Source organism: Arthrobacter globiformis, assembly GCF_030818015.1.
Classification (GTDB): Bacteria; Actinomycetota; Actinomycetes; order Actinomycetales; family Micrococcaceae; genus Arthrobacter; species Arthrobacter globiformis_C.
Genome location: NZ_JAUSZX010000001.1, coordinates 2,592,514 through 2,614,834 on the forward strand (window position 1 = coordinate 2,592,514; position 22,321 = coordinate 2,614,834).

A 22,321-nucleotide genomic window follows, 5' to 3' on the forward strand; every position below is an offset into this window, starting at 1 on the left:
GCTTCCCTCCATCAAAGCAACATCCTAATTAAGGATCCTCAGCCAGGGCCCGGAGAGCTCGGCACGTGACGATCGTCGGCGCATCGAGACCTTCTCCGCTGCTAGGATCTGAAGCTCGTGCACGCGCCTGCACGGAAAACGCTAAACCATCAATTTTGCGGGTGTGGGACGTCTCTTCCCCAATCTGGCTCCGCCGGCGCGGGCGATACCTTTCTGCCCCGCGGGGGACGGAGCAGAGCGCGCAACGTCTGGATGGTGTCGGCCTCCGCGGCCGTCTTGTCGTCACGGTAGCGCTTGACGCGTGCGAACCGAAGGGCGATTCCACCCGGATAGCGGGGAGAGTGCTGGACGCCGTCGATGGCGATCTCGACCACGGTGACCGGCTCGGTCCACACCGTACCCGCCGTGCGCCGCACCTCCAACTCCTGGAACCTTTCAGTCTGCCATCGCAGCAGCGCGTCGGTGAGGCCCTTGAACGTCTTGCCCACCATCACGTAACCACCGGGTTCGCCGAACTCGCCAACAGGGTCCAGGGCTCCGAGGTGCAGGTTCGACAGCAGCCCGTTGCGCCGTCCTGACCCCCATTCGCAGGCGAGCACCACCAGGTCGTAGGTGAGCACCGGCTTCACCTTGATCCAGTTCGAACCCCGCCGCCCGGCGGCGTAGGCCGAGTCCACCGCCTTCACGACCACGCCCTCATGGCCGGCGGCCAGCGCATCGCGCGACACTCTCTCGGCAACAGCCGCATCCGCAGTGATTTTTCCCGGGATGCGGTGCCCGGGGGCGATGCGCTCGAGCACACCGATGCGTGTGGACAGCGGCTCGTCGAGCAGGTCGCGCCCGTCGATGTGCAGCACGTCGAAAAACCACGGATGCAGCAGCGTGGTGCGCGCCGCGTTCGCCCCGAACCGGGACATGGTCTCCTGGAACGGCCGCGGCCCGCCGTCCTCGTCGAGGGCTAAGGTCTCGCCGTCGAGGATCACATCGCGCACGGGCAGTCCTCGCACCACCTCCACCACCTCAGGCAGCCGGTGGGTCACTTCGGCCAGGGTGCGGGTGTAGATGCGCACGTCGTCGCCGGCACGGTGCACCTGGATGCGTGCGCCGTCGAGTTTGTATTCCACCGACGCTTCCCCCGTCGTCTCCAGCGCCTCGCCGGCACTGGCCGCGGTTGCGGCGAGCATGGGCTGCACGGGACGTCCGACGACGAGGCCGACGGCGTCAAGCTGGGCCGCGGTGCCCGTGACCGCCAGCAGGGCGGTCCCGCCGAGATCGCCGGAGAGCATCGCTGCGCGGCGTACGGCCTCGACCGGCCGGCCGGCGGCGCGGGCAACCGCATCCGTCAGTACGCCTTCGAGTGCACCGGTACGAAGTTCTCCGAGCAGCACGCCGGCGATGAAGGCCTGCTCTCGTTCGGTGGCTTCCGCCATCAGAGTCCGAAGGGTGGCGGCGCGTTCAACGGTCGAGCCAGCGCCTGCGGCTGCCAGCAGCCGGTCCAACGCAACGTCGAGGTGGGCGATAGTGAGATTCGGCTCAGGAGCTGGCTCGCCCCTGGCCGCCCGCATGCCGCTCCAGCCGATCCCGACTCGGCCCTGGCGAGGCTTGGCGGTGAGCAAGCCGACCGCCGTCGGGATGTCCGCGGGGTCGAGCCGGAGCAGCAGGCCTGCCAGTTCGTTGACCTTGGCGAGCCGGGAGCGGGTGGCCGCGACGGCTTCCGAGGTCCTCACGAGCTCGTCGAGTAGCATGGCACCAGTCTGTCACGGCCGCTGGCTATGGACAGCGATTAGGCCCTGTTCCAGAATGGGCGCGTGGGCATCATCGTCGCCAACCTGTTTGTCACCCTCGACGGCGTCTACCAGGCGCCGGGCGGCAGCGAAGAAGATACCGCGGGCGGATTCGCCTTCGGTGGCTGGCAGGCGCCGGTGTCCGATGACGAGGCCGGCGCTGCCATCGGCGAGGAGATTGGCCGCATCGACGCCCTGCTCCTCGGTCGGAAGACCTACGACATTTTCGCGGCCTACTGGCCGCACCAGTCCGACGAGATCGGCGGCACGCTCAACCGGGCGCCCAAGTTCGTCGTCTCCAATTCACTGGTTGCTCCGGCGTGGGCGGGCACCAAGGTGCTGCCAAATGCAGAGGCAGCGGGCCAGCTCCGTGAAGAGTTCGACGAGGTGCACATGTTCGGCAGCGGCGTCCTCATCCGGTCGCTACTGGCGGCGGACGTGCTCGACCGCCTCCACCTCTGGCTCTATCCGATCACCCTCGGGCAGGGCAAGCGCATCTTCGATACCGGGACCGTTCCCGCCTCCTTCCGCCTCGCCGAGCCGGCGCGCACCTTCCCGAAGGGGGCAGTGTCGCTGGTCTACGACCGAGCGGGCAGCGTGGCGACGCAGGACATGCGGGGCGCCTGATGGGCAAGGTTATCGCGTTCATCACCACGTCCCGTTGACGGCTTTATTACCGGCCCAGACGACTGGCCCGGCTGCGGCCTGGGCAAGGGCGGAGAGCGCCTGCGCTACTGGGTGATGGGCGACGCGATTCCGTAGTCTCAGCTGCCTAGATAGGCAGCGACAGTACCCATGAACTTTAGCTGCGCCTCGGCGACACCTTCTGGGGAGTGCAGCTCGGGCCATGTTTTCCGCCGGTCCGTCTGAAGCTCCTGAGACACACAAAGGGCCGCTCGACTTACGGCCTTGCCTCTGGCACAACAACAGCTGGCCTCTGCTTTTGCGGCTTGCCCTTCCGCGGCTGATTCCGGCGTTCCGGCACGCGGCCCCATAGGAAGCTGTCCGGCCGAAGCGGGCCCCGGGCCGGTCACGCTACGCCGAGAGACAACCTCGCCGGACCGCCAATAATCCAGGGCCGCAGCCCGGACCGATCGCACGGCGATGTCTTGTTGTTAGTTCTCGTGTGAGGGAACCTTGGTGCGTCAGGTCAGTCACGTTCGACCGGGAGACCACGGTGTCATCCACGAGCACCAGCGCCGCGTTCCACGTCTCAGGGCAAGTGGCCGGAGCCGTTGCTGGAGGGCGCCCTGTCGTCGCTTTGGAATCGACCATTTTCACTCACGGCCTTCCGCGTCCGCGCAATCTCGAAATTGCTTTGGAAACAGAGGAACGCCTCCGCAGTCAGGGGGTCGTTCCTGCAACCATCGGTGTTTTCGCCGGCGTTCCGACGGTGGGGCTCAGCCGTGAGCAGATCACCTCGCTCTCCAATGACGCGGCAGTCAAGAAAGTCAGCCTCCGCGATCTTCCCGTGGCCGCTGCTCTTCGGTTCCATGGCGGCACCACTGTGGCAGCGACGGCGTTCCTGGCACACCGGGCCGGCATCAAAGTGTTCTCAACCGGTGGTTTGGGTGGAGTTCACCATGGTGCGGCAACATCCTTTGATGAATCTGCCGATATGACTACCTTGGCTACTACCCCGATCGTCGTCGTCAGCGCTGGCGTGAAGTCCATCCTGGACGTCGCGGCCACCCTCGAACGCTTCGAAACACTCAACATCCCGGTCGTCGGTTACAAGACCACGAAGTACCCTGGCTTCTACGTTGCCGACTCGGGGTTTGACATCGAGTACGCGGTCAACAGTCCGGACGAAGTCGCGGCAATCTGCAGGGCACGCGATGACTTGCACATCGCATCGGCCATCCTCTTGGCAAACCCGATCGCAGAGGACAAACAGTTCCCTCCGGCCGAGCTCGACGACATTCTCTCCCGGGCATGGGCGCAGGCAGAGAAGAACGGGATCACCGGCAAGGCCACCACACCGTTCCTTTTGGACTTCATTCAGCGCGAGACGAACGGCCGCAGCCTGAATGTAAATGTCGATGTGTACCGCAATAACGTGTCCCTCGGTGGGGAAGTCGCCATCGCGCTGACCCGCTAACCCGGGAAATGACAATATTAGGTGGGGTCAGGCGGACAATGCGGGCCACTCACGGTGGTCCTTTAACGAGCCCGGCGTGGTCAGCTTCGGCCTGTGCGACGTCAGCCGACTGGCAGTAGCCGCTACCCCGAGCCGCTGGCACTTGACCCTTCTCGCGTTTCCGACCTCACGCGTATCTCAATAGCCCTCGACGTCGATGAAGTAGTCGAGGCCAGGCAGCGGCAGAGCATTACCGACGTCTGACGCCGTTTTACTGGGAAACCGGTGAATTGAGATCTGGGAATTCACGTGGTTTGGCGCTTCTGCAAGGACTTGGGGCAGTAGCCAAGCGCCTGGGCTGCCACGGTTTGGGGGCATGGTGGAGCCGAGCGCGCGGAGGGGCGTTCCTGGCTCCAAGGAGGTGGATGCCGCTTCCGGAGCTTGCGCTGGGTTTTCGCGCAGCTGGAGGATGGGCAGTGTCTGGTTCTCGTGGCTGGTTTTGCCGATCCAGTTCTTGGCCCTTTGTTGACTGATTCCCGAACGCCGACAATGAAGGCTCCGTCAACCTGCCGACTCGAACGATCGACGGGTCTGGGATTGACTGGATGCCGGCAACTCGTCGCCAACGACAAAAGAGTCCCGCGCTGCCCTGAAGCAGCGCGTCACGGGGCATCCGAACCGTGAAGGAGCGACTGCAAAGAAGAACGCCGCGGCACGGGCCCAGTTGCGCGGGGTTCTTCTCGGTGACTAGAACACTTCGGTTGTTGGGGCAACGCGAAAGTGCTGACCCAGGCCTATAGGCAGTAGCCTTATTTTCAGAAATCGGGTGGTGCAGGACAGGTGAGTTGGTGCCCCTGCTCCGGGTGAAAGAGTGGCTGGGCTTTCGGGGTGAAGTCAGGGTGCTGGTTCAGTGGGCCCAGTGTACGGACCAAATCCTTGAACGTGTATTCCGCCGGCGAGGATCCACCAGTATGGATCACTGGCGTGGAGCCGTTCATTCAGGATTTGCTGCCCTGAATCATCTTGGGGAACGAGGGCAGCCAGACCCAATGGCCGCAGCCCTCGCCGGGCGAAAGACTGCAGCCACTCCACGACAACCACGGCTACGCCTCCCGCCGGCCGTCCACCAGGCGCGGCACTCGAAGGGGATTGTCCTCGTGGAGTGCTTCCGGCAGGAGGTGCTGCGGGAAGCCTTGGTAGGCGACGGGACGTAGGAAGCGTTCGATTGCGGCGGTTCCTACGGAGGTGCTTCCGACGGCGGTGGTCGCGGGGTAGGGTCCGCCGTGCTGTTGCGCGTGGGTTACCGACACACCTGTTGGCCATTGGTTCCAGACCACGCGTCCCGCCTTGCGGGCCAGAACCTCCACAAGTGCTGCTACCTGGCAGGTGTCTGTCCCTTGGATGCTGGCTGTCAGTTGCCCCTCGAAGGTCTCGGCGAGCTCGGGGAGCTGGGACTCGTCATCGTAGGTGACCACCACGGCGGTGGGGCCGAAGCATTCGGTTTGGAGGGCGTGTGGCTCGGCGAGCATGTCCGCGGCGGTTGTGAGGAGGAGCGTCGGGCCGGGCGGATCGGCCAGGGGGCCGGGTCCCTGGGCAAGGACCTCGAGGCGCCGGTTGGATAGCAGGTCCTGCAGGACGTCTTCGTAGCCGGACTGGATGCGTCCGTTGAGCAGGGGAGCGGCCTGCGGCAGTGCGGCATCGCGCAGTGCCTCCACCATTCCGGATCCCGCCGGAACGAAGAGCGTCCCGGGCTTGGTGCAGAATTGTCCGGCCCCTAGGGTGAAGGAGCTCACGAACCCTTCGGCAATCTCCGTTCTGCGCTCGCTGGCTGCAGCCTCCGTGACAAAGGCGGGATTGTTGCTGCCCAATTCGCCGTAGAAGGGGATGGGTTCGGGCCGGGAGCTTGCGATGTCGAAGAGTGCGCGCCCGCCTGGGATGGACCCGGTGAAGGCGCCGGCTTTGACCCGCCGGTCGCGCAGGGCGTCCGCCCCCGCAGCAGTCCCGGCGATGAGCGCGAACGTGCCGTCCGGAGCTCCGGCGGCGCGAAGCGCGGAGGTCACCACCTCAGCCGTGAGCCGGGACAGCCCGGGGTGGCCGGAGTGGGCTTTGAGAAGCACAGGGCAGCCTGCCGCCAGCGCCGAGGCGGTGTCGCCGCCGGCAACGGAGAACGCGAAAGGAAAGTTGCTGGCCGCGAACACCACCACGGGTCCCAAGGGCGCGCGCAGGCGCCGCAGATCCGGTCTCGGCGCGCCCATGGGCCACTCGGCGTCGGCATGGTCGATGCGGGCATCAAGGTAGCCGCCGTCGCGCAGTTCTTCCCCGAAGAGGCGCAGCTGGAAGGTGGTGCGCTTGAGCTCGTTGCGCAGGCGCGCCTCGGACAGACGGGTCTCCCTTTCAGCCACGGGGACAAGTTGGTCCGCTGCCTCATCCAAGGCGTCGGCGACGGCATCGAGCAGCTTCGCCCGGTCGGTGGGACGCAGGCCGGCGAGCGGTGTCGCCGCTGCGTGGGCTGCTGTTAGCAGCGTCTCAAGTTCGACGTCGGTAGTTGGCGGGGCTACGACGGCGGTGGTTTGGGTGGACGTGGTCATGCGCAGTCTCCTTTCAGGAGGCAGGTCAGATGGGCAAGTTCAGTCGTCTGTAGGTATAAGGTCGGCCAGTTCGCCGATCCCCACCGGCGCTGCCAGCGGCCGTTTTGCGGCGGCAGACAGGCTTGCAACGGTGGGAAGCGCACCCGGGCCGGAGCCCAGGCAGGCGGCAGCGAAACCGCAGACCCGCCCCTGGCACCAGCCCATTCCGGCACGGGTGAAGGATTTGAGTGTGCGGGCGTCGCGGGCTCCCAAATTCTCCCGGGCCTCGGTGATCTCGCCGGCCGTGACTTCTTCGCAGCGGCACACGGTGGTGTCCGGCGTCAGCCAGTCCTGCCAGACATCCGGTATGGGATGGGCGCGGTGCATGGCCTCCGCGAAGCGCCGGTGCCGCGCCATGGCACGGAAGCCCGGCGGCCCTGCCGCGGAATCCGGTTCGGCCGCGGCGGACGCGCCGGCAGTGAGGCCTTCCAGCACCGCCAGCGAGGCGCCTCCGACACCGGTCACCTCCCCGGCCAGGAACAGGCCGGGAATGCTGGATTCCTGTCGCTCAGTGACGACGCCGACTAGGGAGCTATCCGCATCCAGGCGGGTTTCAACTCCGAGGGACAGGGGCAACTCCATCTGCGGCGTGAAACCCCAGCCGAAACCGACGACGTCCACGTCCGTGTAAACGCGCTCCGTACCGGGACGGACCCGGCCGTCGGCGTCCACTTTGGCTGTGCGAACGCCCGAGGCGCGGGCGTCTCCCAGTACTTCCGTGGCTATGGTGCGAATACGGTACGGGATCCGGTGCCGGGCAAAGACGGCTGCGTACTCGACACCCTCGACGGCCTTCTCCGGCACACTCGCGGCTGCTTTGAGGTGCGGCAGCCAGGCCTTCGGTGAGGACGACTCCAGTACCGCGAGGACCTGGCCGCCGGCTTGGGCAATGCCAGCCGCCACCGGCAAAAGGAAAGGGCCGGTGCCGGCGATGACGAAGCGCTTCCCCGGCAAGGCACCGTTGGCCTTGATGAACGCCTGGATTCCGCCGGCGGCCATAACGCCGGGCAGGTCCCAACCGGGAACCGGCAACTGGCGGTCGTAGCCGCCGGGACACAAAACCAATCGGCGGGCAACGACCGTGCTGCCGCTGCCGGCCGTCCCGTACGCCGGGTCCGCGGTCACGGTAGGTGTCATGCGGACAACGAATCCGCCGTCGGTCTTTTCCGCCATCCAGACCTGTTGGCCGGGCAGATATTTGATCCGGCCGGTATGGCGGCCGGCGTCGAAACGGGCACGGAGGTCGCGGTAGGTCCGCCAGCCATGGTGGCCTTTACCATCGGGGTTGGGCTCGACGGTTTCGGGCCGGTGCCGCCAGAACTGGCCGCCAGGTTGGGGGCAGGCATCCACAACCACGACGGCGGCTCCGGCCTCGGCTGCCGAAACGGCCGCAGCCAGCCCCGCCGGCCCAGCACCCACGACGGCAACGCCCGTTTCGACGGTGCCCGGAACGGTGGCACTCATTCCCGTCCCCCTTCGGGCTCAGCCAGGGGATGCACAGAAGGCCCGCAGGAACCCTTGATCTCCATGCCTTCGCGCACTTCCACCAGGCAGGCACGCTGATTGGGTTCGCCGTCGACCGCGACAAGGCAGTCGAAGCAAACGCCGATGCCGCAGAACAGGCCGCGGGGACGTGCCTGCTTGCGCGTATCGCGCCAGGCGGTGATGCCGTTGGTGACCAGCGCCGAGCCAACGCTTTGGCCGGCAGCCGTTGTGATCTGACGGCCGTCAAAGCTGATGGTTACTTCGTCCGGCGTGCCGGAAAGGCTGGTTCCTGATGGGTAGGCGCTCATGCTGTGGCCTCCTCTCGCTGGGTTGTGATGTCGGGGGCTTGTTCGCCGAATCGGGCCGGGGCAAAGGATGCCAGGTCAAGATCCGGCGACTGGCCTGCCAGAGCCTGTGCCAGAAGCTTGCCCGTTCCTGCGGAGAGGCCAATGCCGGCACCCTCGTGGCCTGCCGCATGCCACAGGCCGGGGGCGCGGTCGTCGTGGCCTATTACCGGGAGGTGATCCGGGCAGTAGGGCCGGAAGCCGTGGTAGTGCCGGATGGCCTTGACGTGTTCGAGGAAGGGAAAGAGCGCCATGGCGTTGCCCGCCAGGAGCCGGAGGGCGTCGGTGCTCACGGTGCGGTCGAAGTCGACGCGTTCACGTGTGGAGCCGATGAGGATGGTGCCGCTGGGAGTTCCTTCGACCACTGGGGAGGCCTGGAGCCCGGCGTCGGAGCTGCCCACGTTGTCGATGTATTCGGCTGCGTAGACCTTGTGGTGGACCATGGGCGGCAGCGGCTCGGTGACCATAACGAAGCCGCGGCGGGGAAGGACGGGCACCCTGAGCCCGGCAAGGGCGGCGAGCTGGCCGGCCCACGTCCCGGTGCAGTTGACCACGGCGTCGGCGGAGAAGTCGCCGCGGGGTGTCCGGACGCCGGTGACGCGGTCTCCGCTCCTGAGGAAGCCGCTAACGGGCGTATCTCCAAGGAAACGTGCTCCGCTTTGGGCGGCCAGCCGGACCAGATGCGCGGCAACCAGCATGGGCTGCACCTGGCAGTCCTCCGGGTAGAACGCCCCGCCCAACGCGTCCGGCGTGATGTGCGGTTCGGCTTTCCGCAGCTCATCGGGGTCCAGCCTGTCCACAGTAACGCCGTATCCCGACTGGGAGGCCATCACCCGGTTGAGCGAGGCCAGGCTGCTTTCGCGGGAGGCCACGATGATGCCGCCCTTGGACTCGAATTCCCAGAGCCGCTTGTGCTCAGCGAGCTCGCCGTGCCAGACGTCCAGGGAGTAGCGCGTCAGTTCGAGCTCGGGGCCAAGCTCCTTGTCCGAGACGAGGATGTTTCCTTCGCAGGCGGACGAGGTTCCGCTGGCGGGAAGCCCCTTGTCAAGGACTGTCACGGTGAGGCCCTGTTGCGTTGCAAAATAGGCAGTGGCGGCCCCGACTACCCCTGCGCCGATGACGAGCACATCGCTCCCTGCGTTCATGTCTGCTGCTCCTGCGGTGTCTCGGTCTCTCCGGTAGCCCATAGGCCGCGGGCGTGGCTGATGTGTTGGCGCATCAATTCAGTGGCGGCGGCTCCGTCTCCGGCCTCGATGAGGTCCAGCAGAACGTGGTGTTCCTGGGCGGAATCGGCCAAGCGGTTGCTCTCGCTCAGGATCTTGAGGCCGTACAGGCGGGTTCGGGATCGGAGGCTGGTGGCCAGTTCAACGAGCTGGCCGTTGCCGGCATACCGCAAAAGCTCCGCGTGGAAGATTCGGTCCGCGGCAAGGTATGCGGTGAGGTCGCCCTGCCGCGCTGCATCCACAATGTCGTCGGCCATGGACCGCAGGACCTTCACCCCGGAGGGTGGAACAGTGCCGGCCACATCGCCAACAACTGGTGGCTCGAGCAGCAGGCGGATCTCCGTCAGCTCGTCCAGCTCCCGGTCGCTCATGGTGGTGATCCGGAAGCCTTTGTTTTTGACTGTCTCCACCAAGCCTTCGCGGGTGAGGTCCATCATCGCCTCGCGCACCGGCGTGGCTGAGACGCCAAAGGCGGCGGCAAGTGCCGGCGCGGAATAGAGGGTGCCCTCCACCAGCGTGCCGGCAATGATCGCTGTGCGCAGGGACTCCGTCACGGACTCGCGCAGGCTGTGCTGGCGGCCGAGCGGGGCGATCGGGAGCTGGTTGTTGGTTGGCACGGTGAGCACTCCTTGGACGGACTTCATGATCGAGTGCCTCCTTCATACACCAGGCTGGCGATCACAAGGTCTTCCCATGCCATACCCACCCCTGCGTACAGGCAGGGCTTCCCTGCCGCGCGCTCGAATTCGCCTTTCACGAGATCGCGGAGGTTGGCAGGACAGATCGCTTCCCATTCCTCCGCAGACCGTGCAGGTATCAGGTCCCCGGCTTCACGCAGCGCTGAGGCCCGTCCTTCGACAACCACATCGCTGCGGCGAACGAGTTCAGCATCAACCTCCCGGGCGCCCAGCCCGTGCTGCCCCACCGCCGCCACGACGGCACCGGGGGCAACCAGACCGCCGTCGAACAGCGGCGTGTGGGAGGAAGTTGCACAGATCACCACATCAGCCTCGGCCACGTCAGTGGATGTGGCTTGACGGACGTCCAGGCCCTCGGCTGTTAGCTGCCGGATGAGCGCAGCTATCCCCTCTGGGCGCCGGCCGACGACGGCGAGGCCTGCCTCCGGGAGCACGGAGTGCGTGGCACGCAGGTGGTTGAGCGCCTGCACTCCGGTGCCGAACACGATCACCCGGGGTGCGCGGGGGCGACGGGGATCGGCGGCGCGGGGCGCCGAGGCAAGAATGTATTTGACGGCCAGCAGCGTGGTGGCCGGTGTCCGGATGGCCGTGAGCTCGTTACCGTCCATCGTGGCCAAAGGGGCTGACGTGTCCGAATCGAAGAGAACATAGACCCCTTGGATCTTTTCCAGCCCCCGTGCCGGGTTGGTTGGGGACACAGTGAGCGCCTTGATCCCGCTATACTGCCGGTTCTTTGCAGGCATGAGCAGGAATTCACCGTTTGGAGCGGGGCTAAACAGCCGTGGGCTATCGTCCTCAGGGTCAACAACGTTCAGAAGCGCCTGCTCCAGGGCCTCGACGGCAGTCGTCCAAGGAGCTGCCGCGCGGACAGCCGTCGAATCAAAGTAGGGAATATTCACAGCAGGAACCCCGCAGGAAACGGATCGGTGGGATCGAGGAAATACTGTGCAGTCCCGGTAAGCCAGGCCCGTCCCGTGACGGTGGGGATCACCGCCGGCCGGCCGGCCACTTCCGTCTCCTCGACCAGACGGCCGACGAAACGCGAACCTATGTAGGACTCGTTGACGAAGTCCCTGTCCAGGCCAAGCTCGCCGCGGCCGTGCAGCTGGGCCATCCGCGCGCTCGTGCCCGTGCCGCAGGGGGAGCGGTCAAACCACCCCGGGTGGATCGCCATCGCATGCCGGGAATGCTCCGCCGTAGATCCCGGGGCCTTGAGGTACACGTGGTGGCAGCCGCGAATGTCGGCGCGCTCCGGGTGGACCGGTTCATCCGTGGCGTTGATCGCCTCCATGATGGCCAATCCAGCCTTGAGCAGGTCATCCTTACGCCCGCGCTCGAACGGTAAATCCAGTCCCTCCAGGTCCACGATCGCGTAGAAATTTCCGCCGAACGCCAGGTCGTAGGACACAGGACCGAACCCGGGCACTTCGACCTTGGCGTCCAGCCGCTCAACGAACGACGGAACGTTGCGGATGGTCACGGACGCGGCGTGCCCGTCCTTGACAGCCACCTCGGCGATCACCAGGCCGGCAGGTGTGTCGAGCCGTACGGTGGTAACCGGCTCCACAACCTCGACCATGCCCGTCTCTACCAGGACGGTTGCCACTCCGATGGTGCCGTGGCCGCACATCGGCAGCAGACCGGAAACTTCGATATACAGCACACCGAAGTCCGCGTCCGGCCGCGTGGATGGCTGGAGGATGGCCCCGCTCATCGAGGCGTGGCCGCGCGGCTCGGCCATCAGGAGGGTGCGGATCCAGTCGCTGTTCTCCATGAACCACAGGCGCCGTTCAGCCATTGTGGCGCCGGGGATCGTCCCGATTCCGCCGGTGATAACGCGCGTGGGCATGCCTTCAGTGTGCGAGTCCACGGCGTGGAAAATGCGGCTGGTTCTCATGGAATACTCCCTATTTGTTCGATCTGATGTTCGGTGACTGCCCCCTTAAACTCTTTCAAGGGGGCAGTCACGGAACTGGCGGTGACCTGGTTGATTATTTGTAGCCCTTAGCGAGGGCTGCTTCGGTGTCCCGAATGACGGCGTCGCGCATGGCCGCGGTCAGCGGACCGCGCGGCGGGCGGCAGGCGCCGCCGCGGAGGCCAACGACGTCCATGGACAGCTTGATGGCCTGAACGAACTCCGTCTTGCTGTCCCAGCGGAGCAGCGAATGCAGGTCGCGATAGATTTCGCGGGCCCGCTCAAGGTCTGCAACATCATCGGAGGTGGAGAGCCGGTACAGCTCGAGGGTGGCTTCCGGAATGGCGTTCGGGTAGCCCGCCACCCAACCCACAGCACCCGCCAGACCCATCTCCAACACGGTGTCATCCGTGCCGATCAGGAGGTCCGCTCCGGGAGCGAGCTCCTTGATCTCGTACGCGCGGCGGACGTCGCCGGTGAACTCCTTGACCCCGACGATCAGGCCTTCGCCGTGCAGCCGGGCGATAAGCTGCGGGGTCAGGTCCACCTTGGTGTCGATCGGGTTGTTGTACGCCACGATCGGCAGTCCGACGGCGGCCGCGAGGCGGTAGTGCTCCACGACCTCTTCATCGGTGGCCCGGTACGAGTTCGGGGGGAGCAGCATCAGGGCGCCGGCGCCGCCTTCGGCAGCCTGTTCGGCCCATTTCAGGGTTTGCAGGCCGCCGTACGCGCCCACGCCAGCCATCACAGTGAAGCCTTCAGGGGCGGCTTCAACCGCCGTGGTGATGACCCGGGCGCGTTCTTCTTCGCTCAGGGTCTGGTATTCACCCAGGGAACCGTTCGGGGCCACACCGTGGCAGCCTGCGTTTGCCAGGAAGCGGACGTGCTCGGCGTAGGCGTCGTAGTCCACGCTCAGGTCGTCGTTGAACGGCAGTGAGGTAGCGACGAGTACTCCATGCCACGGCTTACGGGTTTCGGTCATGATGGATGATCCTTTCGGTTGGCACGCTTGGCGCGTGTGCTGCGGCCGTGACGTACCTCACGGCCAAACTTACCATGTGACATTGCACAGGTGGATGAAAATCGGGGTGGTTGGCGTTGGGACCAGGTTTTGATGCAATCCGAGCCGTGGCTAACTGGCGGGGACTACATACTGTTCGGCCGCGACCTTGCCAAGCCCTTCGGACAGGCCGGCGCCGGTCAGGAGCTTCGCGATCGTTCCGTCTTCGCGCTGGGCGACAATGCCGGCGTCGAGTGCATCCTTAAGGCTTGTGTTGCCTTTGGTGATCGGGAAGGCAGCCTCCGGGGCATTTTTGATGGCGCCGACGCGCGGATCCGGCTTTTCGTTGGAAAGGGCCACGGTCACGCCCTTGGCGTCCTTGAACTGGAGCACCTGCACGCCATAGGCATCGACGTCGGCATCGAGGCGGCCGGCGTCGAAATCGGCCTTCAGCTCCACGCTGCTGGGATAGGTCACCAGTCGGTCGCCCAGGATCTTCTTGAGGTCCTCGACCCAGAGGTAGCCGTCGATGGTACCCACCTTGTTCATCTTCTCCAGGTCGGCCACCGTGGTGGCGCCGGATTTGGAGACGATGCCCATGCCGTCAAGGTACGTGGAAGCGGAGAAATCGACGACCTTGAGCCGCTTCTCGGTGGCGTCGATTGTGCCCACTGCGAGGTCAATGTTTCCACTCGCGATGGACTGGACGGCATCGGCATATGTGGCCTGCTGGTATGCCGGGGTGAGGCACTCATCTTTTGCGATCTTGTTGACGATCTCTATATCGATGCCCGTCGGGTTGCCCGAGCCGTAGCTGCTGAACGGCGGGATGTCGATGACTCCGATAGTGAGCTTGCCCGGGGCGACGGTCTGGATGTCAGAGTGCTTGGGGCTGCACCCTGAAGTCCCTGCATCCGAGGTCCCTCCGCAAGCGGACAGGCCGAGTACGAGTGCGAGTGCGCTGGACGTGAGAAGTCCTGCTGTCTTGAGGCGGGTGTTGATCATGGTTGCTCCTGTGGTGTTCAGAGGGGGACTGATGGAACGTTGGTAGGGTCTGGTGATCAGGCGTGGCGGGCCAGGCGTTTCTCGAAGAAGACGGTGATCCAGGTGGCCGGCATTGATATGGCGGCGTAGCAGAGGCCGGCGAGGGTGAAGATCTGCAGGTAGTTGAAGTCCTGGCTGCCGATGTTGTAGGCGGATTTCATCAGCTCGGGGACTGCGATGGCGTAGGCCAGGGAGGTGCCCTGGAACATCTGGATGGCCACTCCCATTAGTCCGGGGATTGCCGAGCGCATGCCCTGCGGCATGATGACCCGCCAGAAGGTGTGCGCCTGGGACAGGCCCAGGGCGTTGGAGGCCTCGAGCTGTCCGCGGCCAACGGACTGGATGCCGGCCCGCATGATCTCGGACGAGTACGCGGCCGAGTTCCAGATCAGTGCCAGGCATGCCGCGGTGATGCTTTCAAAGGCGATGCCGAACTTCGGCAGGCCGTAGTAGAAGAGGTAGAGGATCACCAGGGCCGGCGCCCCGCGACCGACTTCGACGACGGCAAGCGCCAGGGTTCGGAGGGCCGTGTTCTTCGCGCTCACCATGACGCTGAGGATCAGCCCCAGGGGATAGCCGGCGACAATTGACACCCCCGCGATCAGGAGGCTGACGCTCAGGCCGGACATCATCTGTGGCAGATATGCCGCCCATTCAGTAAGCCAGGTCATGCGTAAACAGCCTTCCTCATGCGGGAATCGAGTCTGCGGGACAGGTAGGCGACCGGCAGGCTGAGCACGATGTAGAGGATGCCCACCAGGATGTAGGGCAGGATCCCCTCGATTGTCGGGTGCTGCCGGGCGAAGGACTGCGACTGGAAGACCATTTCGGCAACGATGATCGTGGAGGCGATCGAGGAATCCTTGAGCAGGCCTGTCAGGTACGTGGCGATGGACGGGGACACAATGCGGAAGGCCTGGGGGACCATTACACCGTAGAACGTCGTGCCGCGGGTCAGGCCCAGTGCGTGGGCAGCTTCGCCTTGGCCACGCGGAACTGCTTGGAGTCCGCCACGATAGATTTCAGCGAGGTAGGCCACGGAGACCACGCCCAGTCCGACTATCGCCGCGCCAACGGGGTTGAACTTGAAGGTTCCGATCTGGATGCCGAACTTGAGCAGGAACAACCAGACGATGATCGGCACACCCCGGACCAAGTCCACGAAGAGTCGCGACGCCAGCCCGACAAGAATGTTCGACGACGACAGGCCCAAGGCCAGTGGGACGGCGCCTACGATGCCGATCGCGAATGCCGACAGCGTTAGCACGATGGTCATGGGCAAGCCTTGGAGTACTGCTGAAAAGGCGTCCATATCAGCGCTCCAGTACGGCCCGCAGGAAGCGGCGGGTGCGGGATTCCTGAGGGTCGCTCATGATGGCCCGTGGATCTCCTTGCTCAATGATCCTGCAATCTGCCATGACGACCAGGGTGTCCGAGACGTCCCGGGCGAACTGCATTTCATGAGTGACCACGATCATCGTCATGCCGTCGGCGGCCAGCTCGCGCATCACGGCCAGGACCTCAAGCCCCACCTCGGGGTCCAGGGCCGACGTCGGCTCGTCAAAAAGCATGATGCTCGGATCGAGCGCCAGCGCCCGGGCGATCGCGATTCGCTGCTGCTGGCCGCCCGAGCACCGTCCGGGGTGCTGGTCCGCCTTTTCTTTCAGGCCCACCCGCTCCAGCAGCTGCATCGAGCGTGCGTCGGCCTCCTCTTTGCTGCGACCGAGAACCTTCTGCTGCGGGAAGCTGATGTTCTTCAGCGCCGACATGTGCGGAAACAGGTTGAAGGACTGGAACACCATGCCTACCGTGCGGCGCAGAGCGGCAAGGTCGCGACTGTTGACGTCCTTGCCCGGCTCGATGATGTGCTGGTCTACCTGGATGGTGCCGGAATCGGGCCGCTCAAGGAGGTTGATGCACCTCAAGAAGGTGCTTTTACCGGCGCCTGAAGGGCCAATGAGCGCGGTGACCGTCCCGGGTTCAACGTGCAGGGACACGTCATCGAGGACCGTATGGTCGCCGTAGCGCTTCGAGATGTTGTCTAACTTGATGCCCAGACGGGGCGCGAGCTTACCGTCTGCGATTTCTGAAAGGGTCATATCGATCTTCCATGTGGGGACCAAAGGGCCGTCGGTCGATGTGGGCCATGTCACGTGATATGTGAAATTGTACATAGCACAGGTGGTTAGTGGAAGAGTTGTTTTTGGGCGGCGCACTCTGCCTTTTCGACGAAAACCTGTTCGGTGGTGCAAACTGCGGTGCGTTTGCCTAGGCAAGTCATGACTTTGTTGCATAAGTGGGAGACCAGAAATCTCCCGGGAAGACGCGGTTCTTGGGCTCCCCCTCTGGGGAGGCAGCCTCGGCTACCCACCTCTGAGAAGAAGGTTGGATCGGGCCCTGGTGCTCTTGGATGCCCCTGGGCCGGGGCCTTTATGGGTTTCGCTAACTGGTGGGTCGGGTCGACACATGCCAGGCGCGGGGCGACAGACAGTCAGGATGGCTGGTGACGATCTGCTCGACGCAGTCGCGGCCGCAGGCGAGTAGCCCTGGCGCATCGCGGGAAGGGCTGCTCGGCCGAGCCGACGCGGCGGGAGGCGCTACGCCACCCGGTAGTGCATGTGCGTGACGCCGGGTGCGTCGATTACACGCGTCAGCTCCAGTTCGGCGCGTTCTGCGCCGAACAGTCGCCGCCCGCCACCGAGCAGCACCGGGATCAGATGGATCTCCAGCTCATCGAGCAGGCCCTCGCGGAGAAGGGACTGGGCGAGCCCGGCCCCGTGCACCATCACGTCCCGGTCACCGGCGGCTGCCTTGGCCTCGCGGACCGCCGTGGCCGGGTCGTGCAGGTAGTGGACCCAGCCGCTCTGGGGCTCGGGCAAGGGGCCACGGGTGGGCACGAAGATGGGCACGCCGTGGTGGTCGCCGCCCCAGTGGCCGGCGTAGTCAAAGGTCTTGCGGCCGACGACGACCGCGCCGGTCGCCATTGACTCGGCGAGGACCTGCCCGCTGACTCCCGGCGGGTCGAAGTGGGGATAGTCGGATACGGGCTCGCCCAGCCACTCGTGAAGTCGGAGACCGCCGGTTCCGAGCCCGTTGTCCGGGCCATCGTCGGGACCTGCGATGTAGCCGTCGAGAGACATCGACATGTACAGGATGGCCTTGCTCATGGTGATTCTCCTCGCAGTGTTCTGTCAGTGATGCCGAGTGGGGAGGTAGAGGAGTTCTTGGGTGCGGCCGTCGAGCGTACGACTCTCGATCAGCTCCAGGTCGAAGTCGGCGGCACCGGCGAAGATCGGTGCGTCTCCGGTCTGGCCGCTGATCACCGGGAAGATCGTCACCTGGAGCCGGTCGACGAGGCCGGCGGCCATTGCTGGTCTCCTGATTCTCACCTGGTGGGGTCGGACGCGTACCGGGGGAGTCCGGCGGGCCGGTACGTCTGCAGAATGATTCCCTTCGGGAAGGCCCGTGTAGCTACCAGTTCGAGCGCCAGATCGGGGCCGTTTTCGGGGAACAGCCGCGCGCCCTGGCCGACGATCACGGGGCACACGAGCAGGGTGAGCTCGTCGACGAGGTCGTTTGCAAGCAACCAGCGGGCGAGTGCGCCACTGCCGTGCAGCTGCAGTTCGCCGCCGGGCGGCGTCTTGAGCTCGCGGATCGCGCTGGCGAGGTCCCCGGAGAGCACGGTCGTGTTCGCCCAGGCCGGGTCGGTGAGGATGGTGGATGCAACGTACTTCGGCCTGGTGTTCAAGGCCGTGGAGATCGGGTTGTCGCCTTGGTCGGAGCCCCAGGTGCCGGTTCCCCAGGACCAGGCGAACATCTCGTACGTGCGTCGGCCGAAAAGGAACGCGTCGGCGCGCTGGTAGTAGTCGCCGACGTAGGCCAGCGACTCGTCGTCGAACAGCGGCCTGGCCCAGCCGCCTCTCTCCATGCCCGGGTCGAAGTCGGGATGACGTCCGCCGTTGGACTGGTAGACGCCGTCGACGGACACCTGGATGTTGACCTTCAGCTCCATGGCAGTGGTTCCTCGTCTCATGGTGGCGGTCGCGTCGGGATGCGCGCCGACCGATTGCTCGATATGTACCTTAAGAAGTGAAGCACGCTTGACCTAAACTGAGTATGCATGGAACTGCGGCTGACTTGCTGCCAAGTAGGCGCTCGTCCTCGAGACCCTCCCTGACCTGATGTGACTGGCGAAAGTTAGCGTATGTGTCCCGCAGCCCTGCCGCGCCTCATGCTTAAGCAAAGGCTGTTCAGAGGGACATTCGCTACCACCCCTAAACGAAGAGTTGGTGCGGACTCTGGCTGTCCTCTGGCCGTGCCTATGCATCGCGGGGGAGAGGCGCCCTTGATTCCCGGGGAGTACTGAAGGAATCATGCCGCTGGTCGCTGGAGGAGCAGGCTACGCCCTGTGGTGGACCCAACGATGGGATCAAACATCGGAGACTGCATGTTGCGCCCGATGCTTCCCCCTCTGGGACGCCCAATTATCCTGTCCCGCCGAATGGCCCCCTCGCTCCAGCCCCGGAGGCCTTCCTGGAAATCGTGAGGCCGGGAAATGACCGGTAAAGGAATCAGCAACCCCGTCTGTTGTTCAGAATCGCAGCCGAGCCCGTGACACCGGCCTGGGCCGGTCTGCAATTGACCCCATAGGGGCATCGACGTGGACACAACAGGTGCGAGCCCTACGAGCATGCGCCTGTCTAGCTTGGAACTATTGCCATTGGCAGGCCGGGCGGCGCAGCCAGCGATGTCTGTATAGCCGGGCTGAACACGGCCTATGCCGCAGTCTTCCGGGTTTGGAGGGCCCGGACATCTTGAGGGGGCATTGGTACTCTGGGTTCGCTCAAGGTCAGAAGGGGGACACAGAAATGGGCCTTAGAAGTCTTTTTCAGCGCCAAGCAGCAAGTGCGGCACACGTGGTTCCTGTTGAGGCGGCCGCCCATGTGCAGGATGCACCCATGTCACCGGAGCTTCAGGAGGAACTGAGCGCAGCGTGGGCAGAACTCACTGAGGCTGCCAAAGACTCGAAAGTGACGAGCTTCCAGGCCTGCACCCGGACAGGCCTGCCCTGGACAAAAGACCCGGCGGCGGTCAGAGCCGTAGCGGCCACGCTCCGTGAATTCCCGAAGACGAACAGCCGGCGGACGACATAGCGGCCCGTTCTCTCAATGGGTAGGTTGAGAGCATTACCGCCAGCAGGAGCTCCACTATGATCCTCCCGAAGATCCGTGACCCTCGTTTCGTGACGATCCGCCGAGGTGGAACCCTTTCTGATTCCGATCATCACCTCCTCGTTCTCTGGGCGGCGTCCTGCGCCGAGCATGTCCTTGATCTGTTCGAGTCGGCCCGGCCGGGGGATCTGCGTCCGCGTCAGGCGATTGAGGGTGCCCGTGGTTGGGTGCGTGGCGAAGTCAGGATGATGGAGGCCCGCGCGATGGGCGGCCATGCAATGGGGGCGGCCCGAGACTTGCATGGGGCAGCACGCCATGCCGCGTATGCCGCTGGTCAGGCCGGGGCAGTGGCACATGTCGCTGCCCACGAACTTGGCGCGGCCGCGTATGCAATCAAGGCTGCACGTGCTGCAGCCCCTGCAGCTGAGGCCGCCGCCGCAGGACGACGTGAGGGTCAATGGCAGCGTGATCAGCTACCGGAGGCGATTAGAGGGCTGGTGATGGATGATCAGCGATTACGCAACGACATCTGTTGGTCGGTATTCGACTGCTGAGCGCGCCTCAAGACTCTGGCGTCCGCGCGCTCCGGCCCGGTGAATCGACCGCCGCAGTGGCCTGAAGCCCAGCAACGGCTTGGCGGATGCAAACCGAAGGGTTGCGCTGTCCCACCCGAGCGGCCCTCTCGTTCCGATTCAGAGTTCTGCTCGAGCAAACGCCGCGAGCCGAATCGTGTGGGATCAGAGGTGGCGGCGATGCTGCTTTACCCGGGGCTGCGAAATTACTCGGGCACCGCGTCGTTCAGTGAGGAGGGCCCCACGCCTCGCTCTTGGGCAGGGTCTCGTCGATTTCATGCCACCGCTCCCATACCGCTTGGCGCGTGACCACGAGAGCGGGGGGGTCGGCCCGCCACTGTATCTCGCCGTGGCCACCGTTGCCGGAGGGGTGAGATCGATCTCGCGGCTGACCATCTGCTGTCAGCGAAACCGTCTGGCCGCGTGGTGATTCCAGTGCTTGTGTGTCGGTATGGAGATCCTGGTTCTGGGCGGAACGGCATGGGTGGGTCGGGAGCTGTCGCGGCGGGCGATCAAGCGCGGCCATCGGGTGACCTGCCTCGCGCGTGGCGAGAGCGGAAAAGTGGCGGACCGAGCGACACTGGTCGCCGCCGACCGGCGCGATCCCTCGGCGTACGGGCCCCTGCTCGACCGCGTGTGGGACGCGATCGTCGAGGTGTCATGGCAGCCGGGCTTCGTTCGTGAGGCACTCGACGTGCTGGGCAGCAAGGCTGGGCACTGGGTGTATATCTCGTCCGGCAACGCCTACGCCTCCCACACCACGCCGGGGGCGGACGACTCCGCGGCCCTGCTCGCGCCGACCGACCGGAGCGAGGTCGATCGCGAGTTGTACGGCGAGGCGAAGGTCGCTTGCGAGCAGGCGTCGACGGCCGCTGTGGGCGACCGCCTCCTCATCGCACGAGCCGGGCTCATCGGCGGCCCGGGCGATCACAGAGGGCGCTCCGGCTACTGGGTCGCCCGCGCCGCACGCGATCCGCAAGGGCCCCTGCTGGTCCCCGACACACCGGCCATGCCGACCCAGGTAGTCGATGTGAGGGACCTCACCGCCTGGCTGCTCGACGCCGCGGAGACGGGAACCACCGGCACCTACAACGCGGTCGGTCCGGTCGTTCCGTTCGGAGAGTGGATCGAGCTGTGCCGCGCCATTGGCGGGCACACCGGTCCGGTGGTCAACGCCGAATCGGCGTGGCTGCTCGCCAACGGCGTGTCCCAGTACATGGGGTCCGAATCGCTCGCGATGTGGCTGGTCGAGCCGGGCCGGGAAGGGTGGTCGGCCCGGGACGGGGCCTCGGCGCGCGCCGCGGGGCTGCGTCACCGACCCCGGGCGGAGATGCTGGCCGACACGCTGCGCTGGGAACGCGAGCAGGGGCTGGACCGGGAAAGGCGCGCGGGCCTCAGCGCGCAGCGCGAGCGCGAGTTGCTCGATGCCCTCGGCTGACGGCGCTAGGAATTCGGCCAATGGGCACACGCATGCGTGTGTAGTTGAGGACGGGTGGCTGATGAAATCAGCTAAGGCGATGGGCGCCCTGACACTGGTGGCGATACTGTCCGGAATGGCAGGATGCAGCGTCGATAGCCGCACCCCCTCGGAGACGGCCGGCCCGTCGGCCTCGGCTACAGCGATCACGATCAGGGACTTCTCCTACCAAACGCCCACGGCCGTGCCTTCCGGGGCGACGGTAACTGTGACAAACATGGATACCGACGCACACTCCGTGACGGCCGACGAAGGATCGGCGTTCGACGTAAACGTCACCGGCAGCGGCGGGACAGCCACGTTCATCGCCCCGTCCAAACCCGGCAACTACCCTTTCCACTGCTTCTTCCACCCGGACATGCACGGAATGCTGACTGTCAAGTGAAAGGAATTTCCCGAGCTGGGTCCTGTGACTCACAGGCATCCGTCCGCACACATGGCTGGCTATGACGACGCTTGTCGGATCCTTCATGGCCCGACGGCCCGAACATCATCGCGTCACGGTTCTTGACTCCGCCACTGACATCGCCTTGTACCAGTTCGAGCACGAATGGTACGAGGCCGCCGAGCGCTACGCCGCTGGGGACATGGAACGTGAGTGCCTGGTCCTGCCGATGCCCCCACAGAGGCGCCGGGATCGGTGGGTGTTAGAACAGCTTCTCCAAAACCGCGTGGGTGAGTTCGTGGATGACCCGGTTCGCGCCGGGATGTCCGCCGTGCTCCTGCCCAGGGTGTGCACCACGAAGGCGTAGGCCCGGCCGCCCTGGACCAGGATGCTGGCGTCGTGCAGGTACCCGTTTTCCAACCATGAAAGCGTCCCGCGGACGGCCGCGCAGCCGATGGATTGGGGTTCGGCGCTGCGCTGATTTCCGCACCCAATCCATCCGCTGCTTGCCCTTCG

22 protein-coding genes are annotated in these 22,321 nt (G+C 65.3%); 6 read left to right on the top strand and 16 right to left on the bottom strand.

What is annotated here, in order from left to right:
- Nucleotides 1-149: 149 nt before the first annotated feature.
- Entirely contained in the window at nucleotides 150-1,745 is a 1,596-nt protein-coding gene (locus tag QFZ23_RS12120; RefSeq protein WP_306923218.1) for an ATP-dependent DNA ligase, read from the bottom strand.
- Between the two features lie 63 nt (nucleotides 1,746-1,808).
- On the opposite strand from QFZ23_RS12120, the gene QFZ23_RS12125 reads away from it, so the two are divergent.
- Nucleotides 1,809-2,411: a dihydrofolate reductase family protein gene (locus tag QFZ23_RS12125; RefSeq protein ID WP_306923220.1), complete on the top strand. Its 603-nt coding sequence runs from the start codon at nucleotides 1,809-1,811 to the stop codon at nucleotides 2,409-2,411.
- A gap of 595 nt (nucleotides 2,412-3,006) precedes the next feature.
- Nucleotides 3,007-3,885 (top strand): pseudouridine-5'-phosphate glycosidase, encoded by an 879-nt coding sequence (locus QFZ23_RS12130; RefSeq protein WP_306923222.1) that lies wholly within the window; start codon nucleotides 3,007-3,009, stop codon nucleotides 3,883-3,885.
- 1,082 nt (nucleotides 3,886-4,967) lie between these two features.
- Here the strand turns inward: QFZ23_RS12130 and QFZ23_RS12135 are convergent.
- The 15 genes from QFZ23_RS12135 to QFZ23_RS12205 all read right to left on the bottom strand — a co-directional run bounded on the left by QFZ23_RS12135 (nucleotide 4,968) and on the right by QFZ23_RS12205 (nucleotide 18,212).
- Complete coding sequence (locus QFZ23_RS12135) at nucleotides 4,968-6,452, bottom strand: aldehyde dehydrogenase (NADP(+)) (RefSeq protein ID WP_306923224.1); 1,485 nt, start codon at nucleotides 6,450-6,452, stop codon at nucleotides 4,968-4,970.
- 39 nt (nucleotides 6,453-6,491) lie between these two features.
- The gene (locus QFZ23_RS12140) at nucleotides 6,492-7,955 is read right to left on the bottom strand and encodes an FAD-dependent oxidoreductase (RefSeq protein ID WP_306923226.1); all 1,464 of its coding nucleotides are present in this window, start codon (nucleotides 7,953-7,955) and stop codon (nucleotides 6,492-6,494) included.
- Complete coding sequence (locus QFZ23_RS12145; protein ID WP_306923228.1) at nucleotides 7,952-8,284, bottom strand: (2Fe-2S)-binding protein; 333 nt, start codon at nucleotides 8,282-8,284, stop codon at nucleotides 7,952-7,954. Before QFZ23_RS12145 ends, QFZ23_RS12140 begins: the two co-directional genes overlap by 4 nt.
- Nucleotides 8,281-9,465, bottom strand: a complete 1,185-nt coding sequence (locus QFZ23_RS12150) for an NAD(P)/FAD-dependent oxidoreductase (protein WP_306923230.1) — start codon at nucleotides 9,463-9,465, stop codon at nucleotides 8,281-8,283. Before QFZ23_RS12150 ends, QFZ23_RS12145 begins: the two co-directional genes overlap by 4 nt.
- Entirely contained in the window at nucleotides 9,462-10,187 is a 726-nt protein-coding gene (locus QFZ23_RS12155; RefSeq protein ID WP_306923232.1) for a GntR family transcriptional regulator, read from the bottom strand. The genes QFZ23_RS12150 and QFZ23_RS12155 overlap by 4 nt, the downstream gene beginning before the upstream one ends.
- The gene (locus QFZ23_RS12160) at nucleotides 10,184-11,140 is read right to left on the bottom strand and encodes an ornithine cyclodeaminase family protein (RefSeq protein WP_306923233.1); all 957 of its coding nucleotides are present in this window, start codon (nucleotides 11,138-11,140) and stop codon (nucleotides 10,184-10,186) included. The genes QFZ23_RS12155 and QFZ23_RS12160 overlap by 4 nt, the downstream gene beginning before the upstream one ends.
- Nucleotides 11,137-12,138, bottom strand: coding sequence for a proline racemase family protein (locus QFZ23_RS12165; protein ID WP_306923235.1), 1,002 nt, complete (start codon nucleotides 12,136-12,138; stop codon nucleotides 11,137-11,139). The genes QFZ23_RS12160 and QFZ23_RS12165 overlap by 4 nt, the downstream gene beginning before the upstream one ends.
- Before the next feature lie 94 nt (nucleotides 12,139-12,232).
- Nucleotides 12,233-13,138, bottom strand: coding sequence for a dihydrodipicolinate synthase family protein (locus tag QFZ23_RS12170; protein WP_306923236.1), 906 nt, complete (start codon nucleotides 13,136-13,138; stop codon nucleotides 12,233-12,235).
- A 150-nt stretch (nucleotides 13,139-13,288) separates the two neighbouring features.
- Nucleotides 13,289-14,161 carry a substrate-binding periplasmic protein gene (locus QFZ23_RS12175; RefSeq protein ID WP_306923237.1) on the bottom strand — a complete coding sequence of 291 codons (873 nt, stop codon included), beginning with the start codon at nucleotides 14,159-14,161 and terminating at the stop codon, nucleotides 13,289-13,291.
- 56 nt (nucleotides 14,162-14,217) lie between these two features.
- Nucleotides 14,218-14,871 (bottom strand): amino acid ABC transporter permease, encoded by a 654-nt coding sequence (locus QFZ23_RS12180; RefSeq protein ID WP_306923239.1) that lies wholly within the window; start codon nucleotides 14,869-14,871, stop codon nucleotides 14,218-14,220.
- Nucleotides 14,868-15,512: an amino acid ABC transporter permease gene (locus QFZ23_RS12185; RefSeq protein ID WP_306923241.1), complete on the bottom strand. Its 645-nt coding sequence runs from the start codon at nucleotides 15,510-15,512 to the stop codon at nucleotides 14,868-14,870. The genes QFZ23_RS12180 and QFZ23_RS12185 overlap by 4 nt, the downstream gene beginning before the upstream one ends.
- Nucleotide 15,513: 1 nt before the next feature.
- A complete protein-coding gene (locus QFZ23_RS12190; RefSeq protein ID WP_306923243.1) occupies nucleotides 15,514-16,299 on the bottom strand; it encodes an amino acid ABC transporter ATP-binding protein in 786 nt (261 codons plus the stop codon).
- Nucleotides 16,300-16,797: 498 nt separating this feature from the next.
- A complete protein-coding gene (locus QFZ23_RS12195; protein WP_306923245.1) occupies nucleotides 16,798-17,367 on the bottom strand; it encodes a dihydrofolate reductase family protein in 570 nt (189 codons plus the stop codon).
- 24 nt (nucleotides 17,368-17,391) lie between these two features.
- Complete coding sequence (locus QFZ23_RS12200) at nucleotides 17,392-17,568, bottom strand: dihydrofolate reductase family protein (RefSeq protein WP_306923246.1); 177 nt, start codon at nucleotides 17,566-17,568, stop codon at nucleotides 17,392-17,394.
- Nucleotides 17,569-17,585: 17 nt separating this feature from the next.
- Complete coding sequence (locus QFZ23_RS12205) at nucleotides 17,586-18,212, bottom strand: dihydrofolate reductase family protein (RefSeq protein WP_306923248.1); 627 nt, start codon at nucleotides 18,210-18,212, stop codon at nucleotides 17,586-17,588.
- 1,197 nt (nucleotides 18,213-19,409) lie between these two features.
- Here QFZ23_RS12205 and QFZ23_RS12210 point away from each other — a divergent pair.
- From QFZ23_RS12210 to QFZ23_RS12225, 4 genes are all read left to right on the top strand, one after another.
- Complete coding sequence (locus QFZ23_RS12210) at nucleotides 19,410-19,925, top strand: putative immunity protein (protein WP_306923249.1); 516 nt, start codon at nucleotides 19,410-19,412, stop codon at nucleotides 19,923-19,925.
- A 469-nt stretch (nucleotides 19,926-20,394) separates the two neighbouring features.
- Nucleotides 20,395-21,381 (top strand): NAD-dependent epimerase/dehydratase family protein, encoded by a 987-nt coding sequence (locus QFZ23_RS12215; RefSeq protein ID WP_306923251.1) that lies wholly within the window; start codon nucleotides 20,395-20,397, stop codon nucleotides 21,379-21,381.
- 61 nt (nucleotides 21,382-21,442) lie between these two features.
- On the top strand, nucleotides 21,443-21,805 hold the full coding sequence (locus QFZ23_RS12220) for a cupredoxin domain-containing protein (protein WP_306923253.1): 363 nt from the start codon (nucleotides 21,443-21,445) through the stop codon (nucleotides 21,803-21,805).
- Between the two features lie 61 nt (nucleotides 21,806-21,866).
- Nucleotides 21,867-22,172, top strand: a complete 306-nt coding sequence (locus QFZ23_RS12225; RefSeq protein ID WP_306923255.1) for a hypothetical protein — start codon at nucleotides 21,867-21,869, stop codon at nucleotides 22,170-22,172.
- The last annotated feature ends 149 nt before the right edge of the window (nucleotides 22,173-22,321 follow it).

Excerpts from the sequence above, each read along its gene's own strand:
- QFZ23_RS12120 (WP_306923218.1), bottom strand. The coding sequence starts at position 1,745 with ATGCTACTCGACGAGCTCGTGAGGACCTCGGAAGCCGTCGCGGCCACC.
- QFZ23_RS12135 (WP_306923224.1), bottom strand. The coding sequence starts at position 6,452 with ATGACCACGTCCACCCAAACCACCGCCGTCGTAGCCCCGCCAACTACC.
- QFZ23_RS12140 (WP_306923226.1), bottom strand. The coding sequence starts at position 7,955 with ATGAGTGCCACCGTTCCGGGCACCGTCGAAACGGGCGTTGCCGTCGTG.
- QFZ23_RS12145 (WP_306923228.1), bottom strand. The coding sequence starts at position 8,284 with ATGAGCGCCTACCCATCAGGAACCAGCCTTTCCGGCACGCCGGACGAA.
- QFZ23_RS12150 (WP_306923230.1), bottom strand. The coding sequence starts at position 9,465 with ATGAACGCAGGGAGCGATGTGCTCGTCATCGGCGCAGGGGTAGTCGGG.
- QFZ23_RS12155 (WP_306923232.1), bottom strand. The coding sequence starts at position 10,187 with ATGAAGTCCGTCCAAGGAGTGCTCACCGTGCCAACCAACAACCAGCTC.
- QFZ23_RS12165 (WP_306923235.1), bottom strand. The coding sequence starts at position 12,138 with ATGAGAACCAGCCGCATTTTCCACGCCGTGGACTCGCACACTGAAGGC.
- QFZ23_RS12170 (WP_306923236.1), bottom strand. The coding sequence starts at position 13,138 with ATGACCGAAACCCGTAAGCCGTGGCATGGAGTACTCGTCGCTACCTCA.
- QFZ23_RS12175 (WP_306923237.1), bottom strand. The coding sequence starts at position 14,161 with ATGATCAACACCCGCCTCAAGACAGCAGGACTTCTCACGTCCAGCGCA.
- QFZ23_RS12180 (WP_306923239.1), bottom strand. The coding sequence starts at position 14,871 with ATGACCTGGCTTACTGAATGGGCGGCATATCTGCCACAGATGATGTCC.
- QFZ23_RS12185 (WP_306923241.1), bottom strand. The coding sequence starts at position 15,512 with ATGGACGCCTTTTCAGCAGTACTCCAAGGCTTGCCCATGACCATCGTG.
- QFZ23_RS12190 (WP_306923243.1), bottom strand. The coding sequence starts at position 16,299 with ATGACCCTTTCAGAAATCGCAGACGGTAAGCTCGCGCCCCGTCTGGGC.
- QFZ23_RS12195 (WP_306923245.1), bottom strand. The coding sequence starts at position 17,367 with ATGAGCAAGGCCATCCTGTACATGTCGATGTCTCTCGACGGCTACATC.
- QFZ23_RS12200 (WP_306923246.1), bottom strand. The coding sequence starts at position 17,568 with ATGGCCGCCGGCCTCGTCGACCGGCTCCAGGTGACGATCTTCCCGGTG.
- QFZ23_RS12205 (WP_306923248.1), bottom strand. The coding sequence starts at position 18,212 with ATGGAGCTGAAGGTCAACATCCAGGTGTCCGTCGACGGCGTCTACCAG.
- QFZ23_RS12210 (WP_306923249.1), top strand. The coding sequence starts at position 19,410 with ATGATCCTCCCGAAGATCCGTGACCCTCGTTTCGTGACGATCCGCCGA.
- QFZ23_RS12215 (WP_306923251.1), top strand. The coding sequence starts at position 20,395 with ATGGAGATCCTGGTTCTGGGCGGAACGGCATGGGTGGGTCGGGAGCTG.
- QFZ23_RS12220 (WP_306923253.1), top strand. The coding sequence starts at position 21,443 with ATGAAATCAGCTAAGGCGATGGGCGCCCTGACACTGGTGGCGATACTG.
- QFZ23_RS12225 (WP_306923255.1), top strand. The coding sequence starts at position 21,867 with ATGACGACGCTTGTCGGATCCTTCATGGCCCGACGGCCCGAACATCAT.